Raw genomic sequence first — 22,872 nt, 5'->3', positions numbered from 1 at the left:
GAACGCCATGGAACAGAAACGTCCTTCCATTCCGATGCAGGTCCAGGCGTTCCGCCGTCGCCGCTGGCGGCCTCGCTGGCCCTGGGTATTGGCTGCTGCGCTGGTCGCGCTGCTGCTGATCTGGCTGGTGTCCCGGACGCCCGGCGAATCCTCAGCGCCGTCGCGCGCGCCGGTCAGCACGGCGCAGGTCGCTGGGCCACCCTGGCAGATGGGCAACCCGGAAGGCCGTTTCACGCTGACGCTCTATGCCGACCTGGAATGCCCGTTCTGCCGGGAGTATTTCCCGCAGCTCAAGCGCTGGGTCGGCAACAACACCGACGTGGCGCTGCAATGGCATCACCAGCCGCTGGCCGCGCACGAGCCTGCCGCGTCGGCCGAGGCACGTCTGGCCGAGTGCGCCGCCGAAGCGGGCGGGCATGCGGCGTTCTGGCAGGCGGTCGAATGGGTCTATGCCCACACGCGCAGCGACGGCCAGGGCTTGCCCGATGGCTTGCGTTACCCCGAAACAACGTCAGCCATCGAACAGTGCATGGCTAGCGAGCGCCCCAACGTGGCCATCCGCGCGCAGGCCGCGGAAGCCACCAAGAGCGGCGTGACCGCCACGCCGTCGCTGCGACTGCTCGATCGCCAGACGGGCCAGGCCATCCTGTTGCAGGGGCCGATCGAGGGCGATGCCTTGCTCTCGGCCATGGACCTGCTGGCGGCCGGGGAAATGGCCAGCGACGCGCCGGGTTCGCCCGCCACCCCCACATCCGAAATGCCTGCCGACGTTGTCGGCGACATGCCCAGGTAGCCCTCGGTCTTGAAGGCTACGGCGCGGCTCGCCGCGCTGACCGCTACCCGTTCGCTTTCGCATCCTGGCCGCGAACAATCACCGCCGCGCGGTGATGGATGCACCTTGTTCCGCTGTTTCCATCCCCAGGAGGGCTTGCCCTCCCAGGGTGGCGCCCTCCGCTCACTTTCTGGAGGTCCGCCATGTCTCTCGTCGCCAACGACTCCTGCGTGGAGCCACGTTTTGCCCCCATGTCCCAATCCGATGACTGGATCATCCGGCAAGCCATCGCGCTGCTGGAGCAGCGGGTCTTCAAGAAGGGGCCATCCCTGGAGAGGCCTGCCGCCGTCAAGGACTACCTGCGCCTGAAACTGGCCGCCGAGCCCAATGAAGTCTTCGCCATCGTGTTCCTCAACAGCATGCACGAGGTGCTGGCCTACGAGCCGATGTTCAGAGGCACGATCCATTCGACCTCGGTGCATGCGCGTCCGATCGTGCAGCGTGCCTTGGAACTGAATGCGGCAGCGGTCATTTTTTCTCACCAACACCCTTCGGGCTGCACGGAGCCGTCGAGCGCGGACCGTGCGTTGACCCAAACGCTGAGGGCCGCGTTGTCGCTGATCGACGTGAGGGTGCTGGATCACCTCATCGTCGGCCAGGGCACGCCGTACTCGTTCGCGGAATCCGGCCTGCTGTAGCGACGGCATCGGCTCCCTGATCCACGCGGAGGCTTCGGCCTCCGCTTTTTCATGGGCGCGAGACAAGCAGGTATGCGGGCAGTGCGCGATGCGCATTGTTTGTTGGGGCCGCGTCGGCTTCGCGTTTGACTACTGCTCTGATCAACTTCAAGGGCACGCGACATGACAGCATCCCTTTCCAGGTTCGCGCCGGGCTGGCGAACCCTCGGCCGGGCCGTGGCGCTGCCGGCAGCCCTGGCCGTTTTCAGCCCGGCCACCTTCGCCGCCGACGTGGTGGTCGTCACCGACAGCCGCCACCCGGTCAAGACCATGGGCGGCGAGCGGCTGATCGAGCTGGACGAAGCCCACAGGATTGAAGCGGAGCTTTCCGCGGGACTGCCCACCGACCCCGAACAGGCGACGGCCATCGTCAAGCGCCGGCTGAATGGCGGCGGTGCCGATCTGCAGCGACGCATCGCTTCCGCATACCAAGGCGTTACCGACGCATGGAGCCTCGGCATCACCAGCCTCCCGGCCGTGGTGGTGGACAGGCGCTATGTGGTCTATGGCGAGCCGGATGTGGCTCGCGCTGTCGCGCGCATCGAGCAGCACCGGAGGACCCAGCCGTGACCCGACCATTCGACCTGATGCGCCGCCTGCGCGCTGGCGTGGCTTCGTTGCTGCTGCTCAGCGCCACGGGCAGCTACGCCCTCAATACAGCGACCATCATCGGCTCGGTGGCATCGCCCGATTGCCTCGAATACCGCGTCGTCGGCATCTGCTACTGGCTCTACTGCACATGGACGGGCTGCACCGTGCGCACGTCGATCAAGGTGCGCCACTACATCCCCGATGCAGTGGTGTCGTCGTACTCGAATACCGGAGAAAACCCCTGGGTCGAAGTCCAGGCAATGAGCACGCCCAACCCGTCCGCCCAAGCTGGCGGCGACGGAACGACGAACGAGGATCACGAAAACAGCCTCGCCAAATTCAAGAACGCGGATGTCATCGGTCACCCCGGCGCAGAGGTGTTCAACCAGTTCGTCTCTTCGTCAGGCTACTTCTGTGAGGGCGCGGGCACGGCGTTTATGCCGTACTTGCTCAGCACCCTGGATACGCTGGCCTGGCGCTACAACGTGCCCGAGATGGCCTACCCGGAAGCGCTGATTCCGGGCCGGCGCGAAGTCGGTGCCCGTACCACGATGAATCTCTGGGGCAACGTGTATCCCCGTGGCGGCTTCCTGCACCAGACCGACGACTTCAAGGCCGGCGCAGTGGTGGCCCAGCGTGCGGGCGATGTGGTCACGCGCCGCGGGCAGATCCACGTCTATCAGCCGTTGCTTGCCAACTCCCGTGACGGCTACTGGCCGGCCGGCGCGCTGATGGAGGGCGATGCCTCGACCGGCAAGTGGCAAGAACTCACGCCCGTCCTGTCCTCGTCCTGCACGGTCTTCCCGCGCAGCGGCTTCCTTACCCAGGCCCAGCAAGGCGACTACGCATGGGCGCTGTGGCGGCCGTATGCCTGCTGCGAGCGCCGGGGCCAGGTGTTCCTGGGCAGCGTCGATTTCCTCTGAGGGGGTGCCATGAAGTTCCGTCCTGCATTCAATCCGTTCTCCCGCCGGGTACGTCGCACGGAGATCGTCCTGGCACTGGCCGGCGCGCTCGCGCTGGGCAGCGGCGTGGCCTGGGGTCAACTGGGATACCAGACCAGCGGCAGCGTCATCGGCGATGACGTCATGTACTCGATCGGTGGCGGCAACGCCGTGTCGATGGGACGTGCAGCCGGCATGCGCTCCATCGGTGTCGGCGTGGGTTGGAACAGCAACTTGATCTGCGGCGACATGAGCATCCAGACCACGTTGAAGAACCAACTTAACGGCATTACCAACGGCTTCCAGCAAATCATGTCGTCGGTGATCCAGAGTGCCACCAGTGCGGTGGCATCGTTGCCCGCACTGATCATCCAGCGGGCCGATCCCGGTCTGTACAACCTGCTCACCAATGGCGTGCTGCAGGCGCGGCTGGATTTCGACCGCAGCAAGCTGACGTGCCGTGCCATGGCCGAGAAGATGGCCGAAACGGCGGGCGGCCAACTCGGCTGGAGCCAGATGGCCGAAGGGCTGGCGCTGCGCGATGCCGTGTCGAGCACGGATGCGGTCTCGGCCATCGAGCAGGCCGAGACGCGCCGCGGCAATGACGGCGTGCCGTGGGTCGGGGGCAGCAACGCGGGCGGCTCCGGCCAGCCCGCGATCAAGGTCGTCGGCGATGTCACCCGCGCTGGCTACAACCTGGTCAACGGCCGCGGCGTGACCGACACCTCGTCCATTGCGCCGGCCAGTTGCAGCAGTCTCTCGTGCCAGACCTGGACCTCGCCGCAGGCTGCCGTCGAGTGGGCCACGCGCGTGCTCGGCGAGAAGGAGCAGCGCACGTGCGATGCCTGCACCAAGACCGAGACGACGCCGGGCGTCGGGCTCACGCCGCTGATCCAGGAGGAGTACGACGCCAAGCTGCAGGCGCTCCAGGACCTGGTAACCAAGGCCAAGAACACGACGCCGGAGAACCTGCGCGAAGCTGGCAGTGCGTCGCTGCCGATCACGCGCGGCGTGATCGAGGCGCTGCGCGACGAGCCCGACCAGCACCTGCTGTCGCAGCGCCTCGCGTCCGAGGTCGCGCTGGCATCCGTGCTGGAGAAAGCGCTGCTGCTGCAGCGCACGCTGCTCACGGGCAAGAAGGAGCCCAACGTCGCGGCGAACGAACTTGCCGTGGAGGCGGTGAACCACGAGAGCGACACGCTCGACCGTGAGATTCGCAACCTCAAGACCGAACTGGAGCTGCGGCGCGAACTGGCGAACAACTCGCCCATGGCGATCATCCAGCGCCACGGCGCGCGCGCGGCCGGTTCGCGCGGCATCTACGAGGGCGATCCTGTGCCGGACCGTCTCGACCAGCTCCAGAAGGGCAATCCGGGGAGTCGGCCATGAGCCCGGCGCGCATGGCCTGGCGGCCGCTGCGCTGGTTGTTCAGCCGGCGCGCGGCGAAGACGCTGCTGTGGCTGGTGCTTATCGTTGCCGCCGCAGTGGGGGCGAACGTCGCGGGCATCAACCTGGTCGGCAGCGTTGCAGGCTGGGAACGGTGGCTGGCGGCCTCCGCAGGGTATTTCTTCATCTGGCGGCTGTGCGTGTACGCGGCAACGGCCTATGGATGGTTCTGGATGCGCCGCCGGGTGCTGGCCCGCGAAGACCAAAGCGGGACAGATGGGCAGGCGCGGCGCCGGCTGATCCGTACCGAGGTCGCCGGCGTCGTCGCCATCGTCGCGCTGGAAGCCAGCCTGTTGATGCAGGCCGCTTGAGGGGAGATCGGGGCCATGACGCTCTTCACGACCGACTATCTGGAGTACTACCTCACCCTCGTGTCCTGGATCGTCAACAACGGTATCTGGGCCGTGCTGGTGTCCAGCGGGGTGTTCGCGCTGCCTTTCGTCGCCATCGTCGTGCAGGAGTGGCTGAAGGCCCGCGCGGAAGGCGCTGACGAGGGCAACAAAGGCGTTCTGAGTGCCGCCCGTATCGAGAACCGGGTGTTCGTCGCGATCGTGGTGGTGATGTTCGCGGGCATTCCGTTCATCGACGTGGACCTCAGCACCATCCAGTACGACAGCTCGCGCTCGGCGCAGTGCCAGGTCAGCGTGCCGCAGCCCACGGAAACCGGCTGGTCGCAGTCCTTCAGCACCATCAACAACCAGTCGGCGAAGGTGCCGGTCTGGTGGGCTTTCATGCACGCGCTCTCGCGCGCCGTCACGAGCGCCTCGGTAGCGGCGATCCCGTGCGGTACGGACCTGCGGCAGATGAGGATGGAGATCGACGCGACCCGCATTGACGACCCGGTACTGGCTCAGGAGGTCGCGGACTTCTCGCGGGATTGCTATGGGCCTGCGCGGGCCAAATTGTTCATGCAGCGCCCGGATCTCGATGAGCAGCAGATGCACGACGTAACCTGGATCGGCTCGCGCTTTTTCACGGACACGGGTGGCTACTACGACAGCTACCGCTCCAGCACGGCGCGCGAGGCATGGCCCTATGACGACACCCGCGATGCAGGCCTCGCGCAGGTTGCCAATGGTGGCGGCTACCCGACCTGCAGGCAGTGGTGGTCAGACGGCAGCAACGGCCTGCGCGCGCGGCTGCTGGGGCAAGTGGACCCGACCCTGCTGAATCGCCTGGCGGGCTGGGCCGGGTTCCTCAGCCGGGCCGAGGTGGACGATTCGGTGATCCGCGCCATCGCGTCACCGCGGCAGCAGAAACTGAACCAGGGCAGCGTCTATACGGACTACGGCGGCCAGATCGACAAGACCCTGCCGAACATCGTGACGCGCGCCACGGGCGACGTGGGGATGGCAGTCGGCGCGATTGCCGCGTTTCCTGCCATGGATGTCGTGCGCCAATCCCTGCCCATGATCCTCGCCTTACTGAAGATGGCGCTGGTCATCTGCATCCCGCTCGTGCTGGTTGTGGGCACCTACGACCTGAAGACGGTCGTCACCGTCAGCGTCGTGCAGTTCGCGCTGTTCTTCACGGACTTCTGGTTCCAGCTCGCACGCTGGATCGATTCAACGATTCTGGACGCGCTTTATGGCTGGGGCTTTGGCTGGAACCGGCCGCACACCAACTTTGACCCGCTGGTAGGGTTGAACAACGCCTTCGGCGACATGCTCCTGATGTTCGTCATGGGCACGATGTTCCTGGTTCTGCCGGGATTCTGGCTGGCGAGCCTTACCTGGGTTGGGATTCGGGCCGGGCACGTCATCCAGGGACTTTCCGATGGCAGCAAGAGCGCCGGCCAAGCTGGCGGCAAGGGTGCCGGGGCGCTCACCGGAGGAAAACTGAAATAGCGCGAGGCCGGTCAGTCGTCGGTGTACAACTCGTGCGACGTGTCGTTGTACAGGTTGGGATCGTAGCCCGGCGTCTTGCGCAGCTCGGTGAGGTCGGTGAAAGGCCACTCGTCCTCATCCGAAGTATTTGCAGCAGCAGCCCATCCCGCCGCCGCAACGCCCAGCATCACGAGTGCAAACCAAAACGCAACGTAGAGCAGCACCCCCAGTACAGCCAGCTTGGCTACCCACACGAGCGCGGTAGCGCCAGCTCGCGGCATGCCCTTGGACACCAACCAGTTCGACGCCCGCCGTTCGCGTCGCGCATAGGCACGCCATCCGCGGCCAAAGGCGCGGCCGAGGCGTTCTGCGGTGCTGGTGCGGGTCGTCGTGTTCATGGTCGTCTCCTGCTGTTGAGGAATGCCTATTCCAGTTTGCTCCACTTCATTCGGTTTGCGGCTTCAATGTGTTTTCTTGCTGCTTCAGGACGCTTCGTCATCCGGCCCCACCGGGCCGGGGTCGGGTTCAACGCCGATGCGGTAGGTAACAACGAAACGCGGCCAGTCCACATGGTCCACCAGGTCGATGTCCTCGATGACGCCAACCTTCGCTCCCGCACGCTCGAACAGGGCGATGCTCTTGGCGGGATAGTTGTTGCGCGACGGATAGAGCACCCCGTCGAACAGCGCCTGGCCATCATCTCCGAGCATCGCATGCACCTGGGCGGACACCCGCTGCGTGTGCGTGTAGTCGCGGCTGGCCAACTGCTCCAGGTTCAGGCCGAAGTAGCCCGCCATGACGCCCTGCGCCGTGAGATCGGCCAGAAACACGTCGTCCATCACGCCTACTGCGCGCACCATCCGGGCTTGGACTTCTTTCAGCGCGATCGAGCGTTGCGTGTCCGCAAGCCACTGGTGCTTGTGAAACACCGACTCCATCAGCGCCGTGGGCAGGTCGCGCCCCAGGTAGAGCACGCCGTAGGCCCCCGCTGGGTCATCGTAGCGATTCGTGCTGCTGCGGCCATAGTACAGCGGGCTGCCCCGATAGACGACGCGGCTCACATGCTGGAGCAGTTCACCGGCATCGATCAGGAACGAAGGCAGCTCGTGGCTCATGGCGGTCTCGCTTCAATGCACCTGGACGCCCAGCACGTTGAACACGGCCTCGGCCACGTCATCGATCGTGCCATGCGTCACCGCATCCACGGGCGAGCGACCACCCAGGCCTTCGAGGGGTTCGGACAGCGCGCGGTAGATCGTCCAGTGGTCGATGCCCTCGACCTCCTGGAGCACGGTTTGGGTCAACTGCTGCTTCACCGGGTCGAGCTGCCAGTCGGGCAGCTTCTGGCCGCGCGGCCCCACGTTCAGCGCCAGCAGCCGACGGGCGAGGATGTCCTTGTAGATTTGCTGGCGCGACTTGTCCGCCAGCTTGGCGAACTCGGCAGGCGGCAGGTTGTCCGGCTGGTTGAAGGCTTCCAGCAGCAAGGCGCGGCCTCGCTGGACATCGGTTTCAGCCGGTGTCCAGCGCGTGTCGGAGCGCAACGCGGCCGCCTTGCGCTGCAAGGCCTGCGCCACCGTTTCACCTTCCAGGTTGGCGGGCAGCGTCACCGCCTCCACGCGCTCGTGGATGAACGCCTGCAACTCAGCCGCGAACGCCGGTGCATCCCGGATTTCGACGGTATCGGCGAAGCGTCGCACATCCTCCACCGTGACTCGCGGCAGCCGGTCGGCAATGAATTCGATCGCAGTGGGCATGGTCAGCTCCCAGGTAGGTTTGAGACAGGATTCACTCTAGTCTCCTTTGTCGCATTTGTCAACTTAGTCGCCCGGGTGGGAGCCTACCTGGCGGTGTAGCGCCCCGGCAGCATAGGCCGGGGCCCAGCGCCAGGTCGCCGTCTAATCCATTCGTGCGGGTTCCGCATTGACGCTGGAGCCGCAGCCCAGGCCCCGCTATACCGAAACGGTTAAAGGCCAAAGGGTCGAAACGGCAAGGGAATGGGGTGCAAGGGGAAAGGCCCTACCTTGAAAAGGCCAAAAGGCCTCCCGCCCGGCCCGCCATCAGGACACCGACATGCTCTCCCTGTTCCAGCGAAAACGGCCCCCGGTCGCTGCCGCGCCGTCGCCAGCACCCGCCACCGACCTCCCGAAAGGGTTGATGCGGCCGGAGTCGGCCGCATCGTTGCTCGCCACCCCGCGCCGGCAGAAGCTGCTGGAACACATCTGGCAGCGCACCTCGCTTTCGCGCAAGCAGTTCGCCTCCCTGTACCGCGCGCCGCTGGAGCGCTACGCCGAGCTGGTCCAGGCCTTCCCGGCTTCCGAAGCGCATCACCATGCCTACCCGGGCGGCATGCTCGACCATGGCCTCGAAATCGTCGCCTACAGCCTAAAGCTGCGGCAGTCCCATCTGCTGCCCATCGGGGCCAGCCCCGAAGACCAGGCGGCGCAGGCCGAAGCCTGGACTGCGGCCGTCGCCTATGCCGCACTGCTCCATGACATCGGCAAGGTGGCCGTCGATCTGCACGTCGAGCTGGCCGACGGCAGCACCTGGCACCCATGGCACGGCCCGCTGCGCCAACCGTACCGCTTCCGCTACCGCGACGACCGCGAGTACCGGCTTCATAGCGCCGCGACAGGCTTGCTGTACCAGCAATTGCTCAATCGCGATCTGCTGGACTGGCTCAGTGGCTATCCATCCTTGTGGGCGCCGCTGCTCTACGTCTTGGCTGGGCAGTACGAGCACGCCGGGGTTCTGGGCGAGCTTGTCGTGCAGGCCGACCGCGCCTCCGTCGCCCAGGAGCTGGGCGGCGATCCCGCGCGCGCCATGGCCGCGCCCAAGCACTCGCTCCAACGCAAGCTGGTCAACGGGCTGCGCTACCTGCTCAAGGAAGAGCTGAAACTGAACCAGCCGGAGGCCTCCGATGGCTGGCTCACCGAGGACGCGCTGTGGCTGGTGAGCAAGACAGTCTCGGACAAGCTGCGCGCGCACCTGCTGTCCCAGGGGGTCGATGGCATCCCCGCGAACAACACGGCCGTGTTCAACGTGCTACAGGATCATGCCATGTTGCAGCCCACCGCCTCCGGCAAGGCCATCTGGCGCGCAACTATTACCAGTGAGAGTGGCTGGTCCCATGCCTTCACGCTCCTGCGCCTGGCCCCGGCGCTGATCTGGGAGCCCTCGGAGCGACCCAGCCCATTTGCGGGAACCGTGACCGTGGACAACGCCGGCGAGGCCGAGGACGGGCCGCGCCCGTCCGCACCCGACGCTGCATTGCTACCTGGAGCAGCGGTGGCAACGGAGAAGGAGCCCGCAGCAAGCAGCCGTCCAGATCAGTCGGGCGGAAGTCACGCCATACCTCCCAGCACGCAGCGCAATCCGGCCGACCCACTGGAAAGCATGCTGGCGATGTTCGAGACAACGCCTGAGCCGGAGCAGTCCGTCGAAGCCCCGCCAGAGGGTGCCGACGATGCAGCGGTGCCGCTCGACCCTCCCGCATCGGCCCCAGGTCCTTCGGCGCCGACCGCCGCGCCTGCGCCGCACGATTTCGCCTCATTTACCGGGCGGCCATCGGGCGAGCATTTCATGGCCTGGCTGAAACAGGCCGTCCAGACCCGCAAGCTCATCATCAATGACGCCAAGGCCCTGGTACATACCGTGTCCGACACGGTTTACCTGATCAGCCCTGGTGTTTTCCAGCGCTACGCACAAGAGCATCCAACCATTGGGCCGCTTGCGAAGGACGCGGCCCTGCAGGACTGGCAGTGGGTGCAGAAGCGCTTTGAAAAACTCGGACTCCACAGGAAACAGCCATCGGGTCTGAACATCAGGACGTGCGAGGTCATGGGACCGCGCAAAACGCGCCAGGTGCATGGCTATTTGCTCGAAGACCCATCGCACATATTCGATGCCGTTCCACCGAACAATCCTTATCTGTCGCTCAAATAGCCGACTAAGAGGGGAAGTGCCACACGTTCTGTTTGAACGGGTGGCAAGCTTCAGTCGATCCGAAGAGGCTCGAACGACTTGACGAGTTGGTCCACCGCCTTGACCTGCCGCAGCAGCGGTTCGAGCGTGTCCAGTGGCAGAGCGCTGGGTCCGTCACAACGTGCATGCGCCGGGTCGGCGTGTGCTTCGAGGAACAAACCGCCAATGCCGACCGCCATGCCGGCCCGCGCGAGTTCGGGCAACTGTTGGCGACGCCCACCCGAAGCCAACGCATCCGCTTCTCGCCGCTGCAGGCTATGGGTTACGTCGAACACCAGTGGCAGGCCACTGCTGGCAACGCTCATTTCGCGGAAGCCCAACATGTCCACGACGAGATTGTCGTAGCCGAACTGCGTGCCACGCTCGCACAGCAGGACGCGCGGGTTGCCAGCCTCGTGCAGTTTGTGGACGACATGCCTGATCTGGCCCGGGCTGAGGAACTGCGGCTTCTTGACATTCACTACCCGACCGGTGCGGGCAATGGCGGCCACCAGATCGGTCTGCCGGGCCAGGAAGGCCGGAACTTGCAGTACGTCGGCAACGGCAGCGACCTGCATGGCCTGCTCAACCTCATGCACGTCGGTCAAGACTGGGCATCCGAACCGCGACTTGACCGCATCGAGGACCCGCAGCCCTTCCTCCAGGCCGACACCTCGGAAAGAATGGATCGACGAGCGATTGGCCTTGTCGAACGACGCCTTGAAAACGAAGGGTATCCCCAGCTTGCGCGTCACCTCCGCGAAGTGCTCAGCCGCAGCCAGGGTCGTATCGAGATCCTCGATGACGTTGATGCCGCCGAACAGCACGAACGGCAGGTCGTTGGCGACTGTGATGCCCTCGGAAATGGCGACGTGCAGGGAGGTGGCTGATGATGTCGATCGCATAAAAATTCCTCTCGTGATGTCAACGACCGCAGGCGAAAGCGCCGAGCGTCGTCGGCGAAGAATGCCTCACGGTCTTGAGCTTTGCGTGCAGACGCGTCCACAACAGCGCTTACAGGGTCCGACCGGGGTCCGCACCGGCGACTCCGCCCGTGACCACGGTCTTCCTTCAGCGGCTCACTGAAGACCGAGCGCCTTCATCAGCCTCGGCTTCTGGCTCGCGAAGGTGCCATAGAAGACCTCGTCGCCGACGATCGTGATCGGGGCCACGCGCACGCCGGTTCGTGACTTGGCCTCCGCGGAAATCTTCGGGTCGGTCAGGTCGCGCTCTTCAAACGCGATGCCCTGCTGGGACAACCACTCCTTTAGTGCCCGGCAGTCCGGGCAAGTTGGAGTGCTATAGATGAGGATGCGCGGGGTGTTGGCTTGGTTCATGGTCGTGCCTTCACTTGCCCCGAGCGACAAGCCAACTCTTCATCATGGCGATCTCGCCTTCCTGCGCGGAGATGACCTCCTGAGCCAACTTGCGGACCTCCGGGTTCTTGCCGTACTGCAGCGCCACCTTGGCCATGTCGATCGCACCCTGGTGGTGCGGGATCATGCCGCGCATGAAGTCCACATCGGCGTCGCCGCTGAAGTCGATCATCATGTCCGCATGCATGCGGTCGTTGCCGGCACGGTAGGCGGCCGTCGAGGCATCGCCCGAGCTGCCGGCCGCCGCCTGCTGGCCGTTGTCGCCCAGCCACTTGTTCATCATGGCGATCTCGCCTTCCTGCACGGTGATGACCTCCTGGGCCAGCTTGTGAACCTCCGGGTCCTTGCCGTACTGCAGCGCCACCTTGGCCATGTCGATCGCGCCCTGGTGGTGCGGGATCATGCCACGCATGAAATCGACGTCGGCGTTGCCAGTGAACTGCGCTCCCATCCCGGCGTGCATCTGGTCGTTCACGGCGCGATACGCGGTCGTGGAAGGACTGTCATTGGCCGAGGCGCTGGAGGGCATCGCGTGCCCTTGGTGACCTCCGCCCGCACTGGCCTGCATCGCTTCACCCGACGGGACGACCACCTTCTTCTGGACGGCCATCAGGCCGGCGGCGACCACGACGGCGCCCGCAATGAACAAGAGGCTGAACTTGTTGACCTTCATGAAAAAACTCCTTGAATGAGGTTGATGGGTTCACTGTAGGGCCTCCCATTGTTGGAAGGTCAAGCCCTTATTTCGCCCGTCACTTGGCGCTGCACGGCGGTGTGCCCATGCCCATTTCAGTTGCAAGTAATTCTCAACAAAGGTAGGATGTTAGGACGTTAATAGCGAGAGTCCAGGATCATGTCCCAGCAACCGAAAGTTCACGACACCAGCGATTTCCCCATCGTCCGCTTCGACGGCGCAAGCATCTACAACGGATACAGCAGCGCCTGGTGCGCGGAAATGGATGAACTCGTCGCCTGCGGAAAGCCCTTCGTGCTTATCTACGTCGCGGGAGGGCCAGAAGAGACTCTCGACGATCGCGCTCAGCGCGGCGTCTGGCTGAAGACTCACAAGGAGACGCTTGGCGGCACATTGCTCGCGCTCATCCACGTCGAACCGGATTCGGATAAGCGAGCCCAGTTGGAGGCCATGCTGCCAAAGCTCGTCCAGGCTTTCGGTACACCGCAGTCCACCCGGGCCACCCACGCCGATGCCGAGGCGCTGGCCCGGTATGTCCTGGCGGGTGGTCGCGTCGAAGATTCGATATGAACAGCACCGTCCGGTCGCTGTAGCGCACCAAGGGCCTATCCATGAGGACCGGCTACCGCGTGCTCTCCGGGAAACAACCCGCGTTCCGATCAACGGGGCCGGCGACCGGCTGCTCGATGGAAAGCGGCATTGCCAGCGCGGGAGTCGCGCTCGGATCAACCCGATTTCTCAAGTGCCGCAATCAGCGGAGCGACCACGTTCCGCACAGCCGCCGCAGCTGCTTCTCCATCCTGGCGCTCGATAGCATCCACGATCGCCTCATGGGTCGCGAGACCCGGCTCGGGCAGTTCCTTGTCCTTCAGCGCAGTCAGCGTGTTCATGCGGACCGAGTTCGCGAAGTAGCGGTACAGCTCAGCCAGCGCGCCGTTGCCGCACATCCCGGCGATCGCGCAGTGGAAAGCCGTATCGGCCTCGGCAAAGGCCGCGCTCGATGCGTGTTGCTCCTGCTCGCCGCGGGCCTTCAACAGTCGGCGCAGCAGCCCAACGTCCGCCTTGGACCGATGCACCGCGGCCAACCTGGCCGCCTCGGTTTCCAGCATGCAGCGCAACGCGAAGTGCTCTCGCAAGCCGGAACGCCCGACACGGCGCATGACCTCGGCCGGATCGATATTGGTTCGCACGTAGGTGCCATCACCCTGGCGGACTTCCAGGACCTGGCCGTGCGAGAGCACGCGAATGGCTTCCCGCACCGTGTTGCGGCCAACCTCCAGCATCTCGGCCAGTTCCTGCTCCCTGGGGATGCGCTCGCCGACCTTCCAGGCGCCTCCCTCGATCTGGCCGCGGATCAGCTCAATCGTCGAATCGACGAGCGAACGCCGCGGCGCCTGTGGGAGTGTGAAGCGGTTATTCATCGCGGTTCTCAAATGACGTAGAGACGGGAGCCCATCGGACCTCGATTGTAGCAACTCAGGCCTTATACATAGGATGATTCTATGTATTTGACAAAAGAGCAATATTTATCCTGAGCAGGCACAAAACCACCAGGAACCTGTTTGAAGCCCAGGAAGGTCAGTGCCAGAAAACCAGCATACAGAATGAGTACAATTGTACTTCCGCGAACGATACGTCGAATCGTCCCAACATAGGAATTCGACAGGCTATCAAAGAAACGGTTAAAACGACGGAAAAAAGATCCGAAAAAACGATCCATTACACGAGTCAACAAATCTTGCTTCTCTATACCTTGATGTGGTTTCAGTAGTACGGAAGCTAATGCCGGAGACAATGTTAAGGAGTTGATAGCCGATAAAATCGTTGAGATAGCAATCGTCAATGCAAATTGACGATAGAATTCGCCCTGAAGCCCCGAGAGGAATGCTGATGGAATAAACACAGCTGCCAGTACTGAGGTAATAGCCAGAATTGGCCCCGTTACCTCGTCCATTGCTTTTCTTGCGGCGTCTTTTGGTGAGAGTCCTTTTGCAATATGGCGCTCAACGTTCTCAACCACAACGATTGCATCATCAACAACAATACCAATTGAAAGAACCAGACCAAATAAAGATAGCGTATTGAGTGAGAACCCAAATACATCCATTAATGCAAACGTACCCACTAATGAAATAGGCACTGCGATCAATGGGATGATTGATGCTCTCCATGTTTGCAAAAATAGCATCACGACCAGCACAACTAATATTGTGGCCTCTAATAAAGTCGTCGTGACAGATTTCAGGGAAGCACTAACAAACACGGTCGGATCATAAGCGATACTGTACTGAATACCTTCCGGAAACCTTACTTTCAGGCGTTCCATTGTTGACCTTACCGATGCAGACACCTCAAGTGCATTGGCGCCCGGGGTCATAACAATCTGCATACCCACTGCATTTTTATTATTTAGTAAACTCCTCATGGAGTAGTTATCTGAACCGAGTTCAAGACGAGCCACATCACGCAAGCGCGTAATTTGTCCGTCATCTCCGGTTTTAATAACTATATCGCCGAACTGTTCCTCAGTAGTTAGGCGCCCTAAGGCATTCACAGTGACCTGGAATGATGACGATGCATTAGGTTGCTGTCCGACAGAGCCAGCCGCTACCTGAACGTTTTGTTCTTTAATCGCAGCAGTGACATCACTTGATGTTAACCCTCTGGAAGCCACTTTATTAGGATCTAACCATACTCGCATGGCATATTCCCCTTCACCTCCCAGCGCTATGCTTGCGACACCTGGTAAGCGTGAAAGCTCATCACGTACGTTTAACATTGCATAGTTAGAAACATAAAGTGGATCATAACGCTCATCAGGAGAGAACAAATGCACCACCATAAGAATATCCGGCGAGGTTTTTTCAGTCACAACCCCTATTTGCTGGACTTCCGTTGGTAGCCGAGGCAAAGCCCGTGATACCCGATTCTGAACCTGAATTTGCGCAATATCGGGGTCAGTTCCCTGTCTGAAAGAGATGGTTAAAATCATTCGGCCGTCAGAAGCAGTTTGAGAACTCATGTAAAGCATGCCTTCAACCCCATTGATGGCTTGCTCAAGCGGGGCGGCAACAGTATCTGCTATTACATTGGGGTTTGCTCCGGGGTAGCTTGCCGTTACCTGAACGGTTGGCGGTGTTACGGACGGATATTCACTGAGAGGAAGTTGAAAAAACGCTAAAGAACCCGCTATCAGCATAAAAACTGATAAGACAATTGCAAATATGGGGCGCTGGATGAAGAAATGAGGAAATTTCATTTACTACCTCCCTCATTTTTGCCATTCGATTTTTTAGATGCACCTTCAGGCTGCCTCTCAGGTACGCTCAACAGCGTTTGCATCGATACGATGTCTGGCGTAACGGCCATCCCCGGTCGTACGAGCCCTTTTATGATAATTTTTTCCCCGGCCTTCAGACCGTCGCTGATAACACGTAATCCATCGACCATTGGCCCCAACACTATCGGGCGATACTGCGCCTTATTATTGGCATCAACAACAAGGACATACTTATTGCCCTGATCTGTGCCTACGGCTTGATCGTTTACCAAAATTACTTTTTGCTCACTACCAGTGCCTAACTGAACTCTGGCAAATGCTCCAGGAGTAAGAAGACCATCAGCATTCGGGATAATAGCCCGGACACGAACAGTGCCGGTATTACGATCAATTTGGTTGCCAACAAAATCAAGCGCCCCCCCGTGCGGATACCCCTTCTCATTTGCCAGACCTATATGTACGGGTAATTTTTCGTTGCTACGTCCGACAACATCAGGCCGAGCCTTACTGACAGTATTGAGATATGTCGCTTCATCAATATCAAAATAAACATATAAAGGGTCGGACGAAACGATTGTTGTCAATAGAGTCGCGGCCCCCCCCTGGCTGCTGCTAACCAAGTTACCTTCAGTTACTAAAATCCGATCGATACGGCCATCAATTGGCGCAGTCACACGCGAGTATGACAAATCCAGCTTTGCTGCTTCGACTGCAGCCTTCGATACCTGAACCTGTGCAACGCGGGCATTTTTCTCAGAAGATGCATCATCATAGTCTTTACGCGAAACAGCACCTCCGTTTACCAGACGGCTAATACGCTCGTAATTGCGGCTTGCCTGGAACGCCTGAGCTTCTGCCTGTCGTAATTGCGCTTGTGCACTATCAAGCACAACCTGGTAGGGCCGCGGATCGATTTGAAATAACATCTGTCCTTTCTGAACCAGACTTCCCTCCGGCACCGTAACAGATTCGATTGCCCCTCCTACCCTGGGGCGTAGCTCCACTGTTTTAATAGCCGCTAAAGAACCGGTAAATTCAGCAGAAGGTATAATATTCCGTGATACGGCAACAGCCACGGGTACCTGTGGACCTGCAGGCGCATTTGCAGTTTTTTTTTGCGTTTCGCTTGCATCATCATTTGCAAGTACCACTTCTGTATTGGCTGTCACTGCAACTGCCATCAGCAATATCCCAACTTTCATTTTCATCATAACGATCCTTTCATTCACCAAAACTCTTCGGCCAGTCCGAAGTTGGCGTCTGTAGTAATACCAATTGTCTTAAAAGTTTGATCTAATAGTGGTATTCATATTCGAGTGATTTTGATATGCATACAGCCGACGACTTTAAACAATTAGCAAAGCAAACCTCCAACGGGCAACTGCGAACCCGCTATCTAGCTTTGTATCATTTCAAGAATGGGGAAACACGAACCCAGATAGCAACTTACCTTGGGGTTGCCAGAGGCAGTGTTAATACCTGGGTATCCAACTATCTGGCGCACGGACTTGAAGGTCTGCAATCCAAACCTAGTCCGGGTAGACCCTGTCAGCTCTCCGTCTCCCAGCGAGAACAGATCGCACATTTTATCAAAGAAAATGCGGTTAAAAAGGAGGGGGGGCGTTTGATTGCACAGGATGTACGACAATACATTAGCGACACCTTCCAAATCGATTATCAGTTGCGAAACGTATACCGCATCATGGATGCGCTCGGTTTCAGTTGGATAACCAGTCGCTCTAAACACCCTAAACAATCACAACAAACCCAGGACACTTTTAAAAAATTTCCTGCTGGAAACGATCCTTCACACTCCCGGTCATCTTCCTCTGGATCGCGTTGACGTCTGGTTTCAAGACGAAGCACGATTCGGTCAGCAAAATCAGACGTCCAGAATATGGGCAGCCAAGGGCAGCAGGCCAAGAGTAGTAAAGCAACAGCAATTCGATTATGGCTATGTCTTTGGGGCGGTGTGTCCGAGCAATGGTAATACTCAGGCGCTTATCAGCCCTCTTGTGAATAAAGAGGTGATGAAGCAGCATCTGAAATTAATAAGTGAAGCGACAGAGCCTGGGCGTCATGCCGTTGTTGTAATGGATGGCGCGGGCTGGCATACGATCGATACGGCCAGCCCATTTACCAATGTCAGTCTGTTAAAACTCCCACCTTATTCTCCGGAGCTGAACCCGATGGAGCAAGTATGGCAATGGTTACGGCAACGTTGCTTATCAAACCGCGTATTTCGAGGTTACGAAGAAATAGTGGAACAGGTCTCTCGCGCTTGGAATACATTCATTGCGGATGTTGAACGAGTCAAAAATCTCTGTTGGAGAGAGTGGATAAAGTTGGTCAATTAATTAATGCAATTGGTATAATTTCTTACAGGCTAAAGCTTGTAGTAACTGGAAGGTCAAGGGGGAGGATGATAAAAACTTAGAAAGATCGCACTGATAAAATTGATTAAATCGGCTATTGAGGTGAATTCGTACAAAAAATTGAAAATTGTTTAAAACATAATGTTATTCATAGAAAAAATCAGGCCACTGAAATGGCCTGATGTAAAGGATGCTAATAGCTAGTACTTACCTCAAGCATCAATCGTGATATCACCGGCAGGAATGCACTGACATGTCAAACATGCCCCCTCATCAGAGGGCTCCACACCATTCAGATGCTGTACGTTCCCTGCAATCACCCTAGTTGAACAGCTTTCACATTGTCCAACACGACAACCACTAGGCATTTGAATCCCAAGCTTTTCCCCAAAATTAAGTAGAGTACCTTTATCCGTGGTCCAAATCTCTGTTCTTCCTGATTTTGCAAAAATGACTTTATGACGTAATGAGGGATCATTATTTATTTTTGCTGGAGAACGAAATATCTCGTAGAAAATAGCAAATGCAGGTACACCTCTCTCCTGAAGCCCTCGCGATATCGCATCCATCATAGGCTGCGGACCACACATGTAATAACGAGCATTATTCTCAATAAGATATGCCTCGACATCTCCCGCACCAACGTAACCAGCTCTATCATAATCCAATCCTGGAATATCACAGTCGAGGGGCTGATTGTAGATATTAATTACTTTAAGCCTGTCAATAGACGCATTTAGCTCCGCAATTCTTTTCTTAAACGCATGTAGCCTACTATTTTGATTAGCATAGAAAAGCCAGATCTCCGGACCTTCCGCTTGGGGGTTAATAGACTCCAGATAGGAAATGAATGGAGTAATTCCAATACCGCCAGCAAAGATTACGACAGGCTGGACGGCATTGAGCGGGACAATGAAATTCCCCCCAGGAGGGGTAAGTTCAACATCCTTGCCTATCTGCAAATGCGTGTTTATGTAGGATGACATTATTCCTTCAACATACTCACCTTTCTCATCAGTCGCTTTCTGATGACGGACAGAAATGGAATAGGTTTTACGGTCATGAACAAACGCAGGGCCTGTCAGCGAATACGCCCGGGTAACGATCTCTTCAGAATCGCTCATCGGACAACAGCTAACAGTGATATGCTGGCCCGGTTCATAATCAGGTAAGTAGCCTTCACTGTTCGATTGGAAGGTAATTGTCGTAACATTATCTGCTTCTTTTTTCAGTTCAATGACTTTGAATGTTTTACGACCTTCCCAGGGGCGCCTTATCAGCTCAAAATCATTCAAGCGGCGAATGCGGCAGCGGAATGAACGCAAAGGTAAAGCACCGCTGACTGGATCATAGCTATCACCGCTGATTAAACTATTGTAATTGCTACTGTACTCACCTTTAACCGGGTATGAAGGTTTGCCAAAATCAGGACAAGCCTGCCACCACCCAAACTCAGCAATTACAGTTTCATGAGAGAGTTTGGCTTCCACTTTTGCTCTAAATCGAGCAAGACCTGCTCTCGTTTCAATTTCTACCCAATCCCCCGTCTTGATACCTTCTTCGTCAGCCAGAGTTGCCGAAATGTCTACCGTTGGATAAGGTGCTTTTTTTCGTAGGCTAGTCAGGCTTCGATGTTGGCTATGACAGAAGAATCCGCTTTTAACGGATGTCAGCATTAATGGATAATCAGGATCGTTGCGCTGGTATTCTTGCGGCTGTACATACTCAGGTAAAGGATTGTAACCATAGTGATGAAGGATCTCAGAGTAAAACTCTGCACGTTTTGTTTCTGTATTGAAACCTGCCAGATATCCACTATTTGGGTCTCTGAAAGCATATTTTCTGACTTTATGCTCAAGCGGGATATCGTAACCTTCTGGCTTATTTCTGAGCATCTCAACAGTCAAACCTAATGGTTCTAGTTGATAATTCCAGGCTGCCTCAATATTGCCGTCGAAGAACGCTTCATTCATTCCTAACCGGCATGCAAGATCGAAAACAATCTCAAGGTCGGAACGGCTTTCACCGCGCGGAGAGACCATTTTTTTTCTCAACTGAATGTGGTCCTGAGCAGCAGCACTACTTTCAAACCCGGTTCTTAGGCCTTCGCGCTCCCAGGCAGTGTTAACTGGCAGAAGGATATCAGCATACTTTGATGTAGGCGTTTCAAACAAATCTACATGGGCATAAAACTCAAGCGCCTCAAGCGCCTGTTGTCCGAGAGAAGTATCACTTTGTGAAAGTAATATGTTGGCACCAAAGCCAATTAACCCGCGAATTTTATAGGGTGTACCTTCTAATACTGAATGCCAGATATCCTGAGAATGAACCCAACCTTGTGAAGGCGGCCCGATAGGCCTTTCTTCAAGGCCTAATGCTTTATCCCATTGTGATTTAGGCATCAATGTCGGTGAATTAACCACATTTACCGGGTGGCTGGCATAGATTCGATTACATCCTTCCTGATCGAAACAACCGGTTAAAGCATACAGTGTCGCAATCGCACGTTCTGTTTGGGTGGCATTAGTGTGTTGAGCCACTCCAGACCAACTGTGGTAGGCGATTTTCTTGGCCCCGGCAATCAAACTCGCAGCGGCTTCAATTGACGCAACAGATACCCCGGTGATACGGCTTACGTTTTCTGGGTCATAATTAGCCAACATATCTTTAAAAGATGAAAACGCCGTTTGGCAGGAAATTTTTGCACCATCAGCTATTGCGACTTCAACATTGCCCTCAAGTGCAGCTGTAGGCATCAGCGTTTCTTCAGTTCGAGTCTCGGAATCGATAAATGTGACTTGCTGGTTGTGTTCGTCCCAAACTGTATAGCGATTACTGATGGCAAGTGGGTTAATATCTTTTTCCCGAAGAAAATAACCATTATCATTTCGAACCAACAAAGGACCATTAGTCCAGTTTCGAACAAACTCATGATTAAACAGGTTTCGTTCTACCAGGAGATGGCTTAACCCCAAAGCTAATGCACCGTCAGTTCCAGGATTGACATCAAGCCAGGCATTTGCTTCTTTCGCTAAGGGTGTCGGGCGAGGATCCACGACAATCAGTTTTGCGCCGTTATTTCGACCAGTACCAATCGCACTAGCCTGGGCAAGCCAAGTATTCGCGGGGTTATGCCCCCAAAGAAGAATAAGATCGGCATGGGAATAATCAGCAACAGGAATGCCGCAGCCAAAGGTCCATCGATGTGCAACGTCTTTATGCCAGTTACATATCTCAGTTCCATAGCTGGTATTTGGGCTGCCATAGATACGAACAAATCGCTCTAACCATTCAATTGCATCACTGAGGGGGGTACCGCTTGGGCTCGTAAAGCCGAAAGCGACAGATTCAGCTCCATCCTCTCGTTTAAATTTTTCCAGTTGTCCGGCTATCGTTGACATAGCCTCTTCCCAACTTATACGTTGCCAGCCCGGATCCTCTGCACCTTTAGGATGAGTTCTCTTCATCGGGTACAGAATTCTATTTGCGCTGTCCACCAGCTCAGGTGCCGCTTTCCCCTTCATACACATGGCCTTACCATTAGGGTGTTCAGGGTTAGCCCGTACCTTGATCAGGTGGTCATTTGCTACTTCACTCAGCGTCCCACACCGCGAACGGCAAAGTGTGCAATATCCGGGAATAATATCTGACATTGGAAACCTCACTACTAAAAACAGTTAATATTCTTTAAAATTGCCGACGGCCTGTGCTTCGTTGCGCGCGACATGCGATTTTCCACCACGGCCGCCGTGGCGGCGAAGACGAAGAAGTCGTTCATGCCCTGCGCCTTGCCCCGCTCGGCCGGGGTGTGGCAGTCGGTGACCATCGCCGTGGCGCCGATGAAACTCAAATTCCAGCCGATGCCCAACAGCGCCAGCGAGCCCCAGAAGTGGGACAGGCCGAGCCCGCCCAGGGCCACCACCCCGGAGGCGGCGAGCAGCACCATGCCGACGGCGGTCACGCGCTCCTTGCCGTAGCGCACCATCAGTCGCCCGGTGAAGAAGCTCGGCCCGAACATCGCCAGCAGGTGCCACTGTATTCCTAGGGCGGCGTTGTCCACCGAATGCCCGTGGTTGACCATCGCCACCGGCGCGGCCGTCATCACGAACGCCATCACCCCATAGGACACCACGCCCGCAGCCACGGCCAGCAGATAGCGCGGCATCGCCAAGAGCTGCAGCACCGTCCGACCGCTATCGGCGACTGCTTCGGCCTGGGTCTGGCTCGGCGTGCGCAGCATCAGCAGGATCGGCAAGGCGATCAGCGGCAGCAGCGCCTGGCTGAGGAAGCTGCCAACGTAGGGCGTGCCCGCTACCGCATCGCGCGTGAAGATCACCAACTGCGGCCCGATGATGGCGCCCGCGAGACCGCCCACCATGACCCAGGAAATGGCCTTGGCCTTAAGCGCGTCCTCGGCGGTGTCGGCGGCTGCGAAGCGGTAGCTCTGCACATACGCGCCGTAGAAGCCCGCCAGGAAGGTGCCGGCGCAGAAGATCCAGAACGAGGCCAGCATGATGCCCAACGCGGCGATCAGGCCCGAGGCCACGCCGAAGCCGACCCCCACCACGTATCCGTTGCGGCGGCCATGGTGCCGCATGATGAAGGCGGCAGGCAAGGTGCCGATGGCAAGACCCAGGCCGAACAGACTCACGGGCAAGGTGATCCAGGCCGAATTCTTGGCAAGCTGCTGGCCGACCAGCCCACCCAGCGACATCACGATGGGCGCGCTGGCGCCGCCGAGCGCCTGCGCGGCGGTGAGAACGCCGATGTTTCGGCGCGTGATGCTCTGGTCGGTCATGGGCGTCTTTCTTATTCGTTTGTCTGGCCGGAAATATTACACGCATGAATATATATTCAGTTATATGGACATGCGA

General features: G+C 58.4%; 20 protein-coding genes and 1 pseudogene. 10 read left to right on the top strand and 11 right to left on the bottom strand.

The genetic code is table 11. From position 1 onward, the window contains the following. Positions 1 to 7: 7 nt before the first annotated feature. From N5J73_RS06695 to N5J73_RS06665, 7 genes are all read left to right on the top strand, one after another. The gene (locus tag N5J73_RS06695) at positions 8 to 793 is read left to right on the top strand and encodes a thioredoxin domain-containing protein (protein ID WP_012614069.1); all 786 of its coding nucleotides are present in this window, start codon (positions 8 to 10) and stop codon (positions 791 to 793) included. 182 nt (positions 794 to 975) lie between these two features. Beyond that, on the top strand, positions 976 to 1,470 hold the full coding sequence (locus tag N5J73_RS06690; RefSeq protein WP_003821118.1) for a JAB domain-containing protein: 495 nt from the start codon (positions 976 to 978) through the stop codon (positions 1,468 to 1,470). A 162-nt stretch (positions 1,471 to 1,632) separates the two neighbouring features. Continuing rightward, positions 1,633 to 2,079 (top strand): TIGR03757 family integrating conjugative element protein, encoded by a 447-nt coding sequence (locus tag N5J73_RS06685; protein WP_003821119.1) that lies wholly within the window; start codon positions 1,633 to 1,635, stop codon positions 2,077 to 2,079. Then, the gene (locus tag N5J73_RS06680; RefSeq protein ID WP_012614067.1) at positions 2,076 to 3,023 is read left to right on the top strand and encodes a TIGR03756 family integrating conjugative element protein; all 948 of its coding nucleotides are present in this window, start codon (positions 2,076 to 2,078) and stop codon (positions 3,021 to 3,023) included. The genes N5J73_RS06685 and N5J73_RS06680 overlap by 4 nt, the downstream gene beginning before the upstream one ends. A 9-nt stretch (positions 3,024 to 3,032) precedes the next feature. Then, positions 3,033 to 4,430: an integrating conjugative element protein gene (locus N5J73_RS06675; RefSeq protein ID WP_003821123.1), complete on the top strand. Its 1,398-nt coding sequence runs from the start codon at positions 3,033 to 3,035 to the stop codon at positions 4,428 to 4,430. Further along, positions 4,427 to 4,798: a hypothetical protein gene (locus N5J73_RS06670; protein ID WP_003821125.1), complete on the top strand. Its 372-nt coding sequence runs from the start codon at positions 4,427 to 4,429 to the stop codon at positions 4,796 to 4,798. Before N5J73_RS06675 ends, N5J73_RS06670 begins: the two co-directional genes overlap by 4 nt. 15 nt (positions 4,799 to 4,813) lie before the next feature. Further along, complete coding sequence (locus N5J73_RS06665; protein WP_003821126.1) at positions 4,814 to 6,334, top strand: conjugal transfer protein TraG N-terminal domain-containing protein; 1,521 nt, start codon at positions 4,814 to 4,816, stop codon at positions 6,332 to 6,334. Positions 6,335 to 6,345: 11 nt separating this feature from the next. Here the strand turns inward: N5J73_RS06665 and N5J73_RS06660 are convergent, their stop codons facing one another. The 3 genes from N5J73_RS06660 to N5J73_RS06650 form a co-directional block, all read right to left on the bottom strand. Beyond that, positions 6,346 to 6,711, bottom strand: coding sequence for a DUF3742 family protein (locus N5J73_RS06660; protein WP_003821127.1), 366 nt, complete (start codon positions 6,709 to 6,711; stop codon positions 6,346 to 6,348). An 84-nt stretch (positions 6,712 to 6,795) separates the two neighbouring features. Then, on the bottom strand, positions 6,796 to 7,428 hold the full coding sequence (locus tag N5J73_RS06655; RefSeq protein ID WP_012614066.1) for an RES family NAD+ phosphorylase: 633 nt from the start codon (positions 7,426 to 7,428) through the stop codon (positions 6,796 to 6,798). Between the two features lie 12 nt (positions 7,429 to 7,440). Beyond that, a complete protein-coding gene (locus tag N5J73_RS06650; protein WP_003821129.1) occupies positions 7,441 to 8,067 on the bottom strand; it encodes an integrase in 627 nt (208 codons plus the stop codon). Between the two features lie 316 nt (positions 8,068 to 8,383). Here N5J73_RS06650 and mobH point away from each other — a divergent pair, with 316 nt between their 5' ends. Then, on the top strand, positions 8,384 to 10,255 hold the full coding sequence (gene mobH / locus N5J73_RS06645; protein ID WP_003821130.1) for a MobH family relaxase: 1,872 nt from the start codon (positions 8,384 to 8,386) through the stop codon (positions 10,253 to 10,255). Between the two features lie 50 nt (positions 10,256 to 10,305). On the opposite strand, the gene kdsA is transcribed toward mobH, so the two are convergent. The 3 genes from kdsA to N5J73_RS06630 form a co-directional block, all read right to left on the bottom strand. Further along, positions 10,306 to 11,178, bottom strand: a complete 873-nt coding sequence (kdsA, locus tag N5J73_RS06640) for a 3-deoxy-8-phosphooctulonate synthase (protein ID WP_003821131.1) — start codon at positions 11,176 to 11,178, stop codon at positions 10,306 to 10,308. Positions 11,179 to 11,352: 174 nt separating this feature from the next. Next, positions 11,353 to 11,610 (bottom strand): glutaredoxin family protein, encoded by a 258-nt coding sequence (locus tag N5J73_RS06635; RefSeq protein ID WP_003821132.1) that lies wholly within the window; start codon positions 11,608 to 11,610, stop codon positions 11,353 to 11,355. A gap of 10 nt (positions 11,611 to 11,620) precedes the next feature. After that, positions 11,621 to 12,322, bottom strand: a complete 702-nt coding sequence (locus tag N5J73_RS06630; protein WP_003821133.1) for a DUF305 domain-containing protein — start codon at positions 12,320 to 12,322, stop codon at positions 11,621 to 11,623. Between the two features lie 180 nt (positions 12,323 to 12,502). Here N5J73_RS06630 and N5J73_RS06625 point away from each other — a divergent pair, with 180 nt between their 5' ends. Beyond that, positions 12,503 to 12,913, top strand: coding sequence for a hypothetical protein (locus N5J73_RS06625; RefSeq protein WP_012614065.1), 411 nt, complete (start codon positions 12,503 to 12,505; stop codon positions 12,911 to 12,913). Positions 12,914 to 13,068: 155 nt separating this feature from the next. Here N5J73_RS06625 and N5J73_RS06620 read toward each other — a convergent pair whose 3' ends face one another. The 3 genes and pseudogenes from N5J73_RS06620 to N5J73_RS06610 form a co-directional block, all read right to left on the bottom strand. Then, positions 13,069 to 13,764 carry a FadR/GntR family transcriptional regulator gene (locus tag N5J73_RS06620; RefSeq protein ID WP_003821135.1) on the bottom strand — a complete coding sequence of 232 codons (696 nt, stop codon included), beginning with the start codon at positions 13,762 to 13,764 and terminating at the stop codon, positions 13,069 to 13,071. Positions 13,765 to 13,865: 101 nt separating this feature from the next. Continuing rightward, positions 13,866 to 15,602, bottom strand: a pseudogene (locus N5J73_RS06615) (efflux RND transporter permease subunit); the annotation flags it as partial. Next, positions 15,599 to 16,831, bottom strand: coding sequence for an efflux RND transporter periplasmic adaptor subunit (locus tag N5J73_RS06610; RefSeq protein ID WP_073661980.1), 1,233 nt, complete (start codon positions 16,829 to 16,831; stop codon positions 15,599 to 15,601). The gene N5J73_RS06610 and the pseudogene N5J73_RS06615, both read right to left, overlap by 4 nt. Before the next feature lie 119 nt (positions 16,832 to 16,950). Between N5J73_RS06610 and N5J73_RS06605 the strand changes: the two genes are divergently transcribed. Beyond that, positions 16,951 to 17,980, top strand: a protein-coding gene (locus N5J73_RS06605; RefSeq protein WP_161789755.1) for an IS630 family transposase whose coding sequence is annotated in 2 segments (ribosomal slippage) — positions 16,951 to 17,405 and positions 17,404 to 17,980 — 1,032 coding nt in all. Because the reading frame shifts where the segments join, the coding sequence is not laid out codon by codon here. Between the two features lie 230 nt (positions 17,981 to 18,210). Here N5J73_RS06605 and N5J73_RS06600 read toward each other — a convergent pair. Next, positions 18,211 to 21,651 carry a molybdopterin-dependent oxidoreductase gene (locus N5J73_RS06600; protein WP_073661981.1) on the bottom strand — a complete coding sequence of 1,147 codons (3,441 nt, stop codon included), beginning with the start codon at positions 21,649 to 21,651 and terminating at the stop codon, positions 18,211 to 18,213. A gap of 14 nt (positions 21,652 to 21,665) precedes the next feature. Next, positions 21,666 to 22,796 (bottom strand): MFS transporter, encoded by a 1,131-nt coding sequence (locus N5J73_RS06595; protein WP_049285238.1) that lies wholly within the window; start codon positions 22,794 to 22,796, stop codon positions 21,666 to 21,668. Positions 22,797 to 22,872 lie beyond the last annotated feature (76 nt).

It is taken from the genome of Stenotrophomonas sp. GD03654 (genome assembly GCF_029845105.1).
GTDB lineage: Bacteria > Pseudomonadota > Gammaproteobacteria > Xanthomonadales > Xanthomonadaceae > Stenotrophomonas > Stenotrophomonas africana.
Note: the sequence above shows the minus strand (reverse complement) of the source record. Positions and strands in the feature narration are given on the sequence as shown.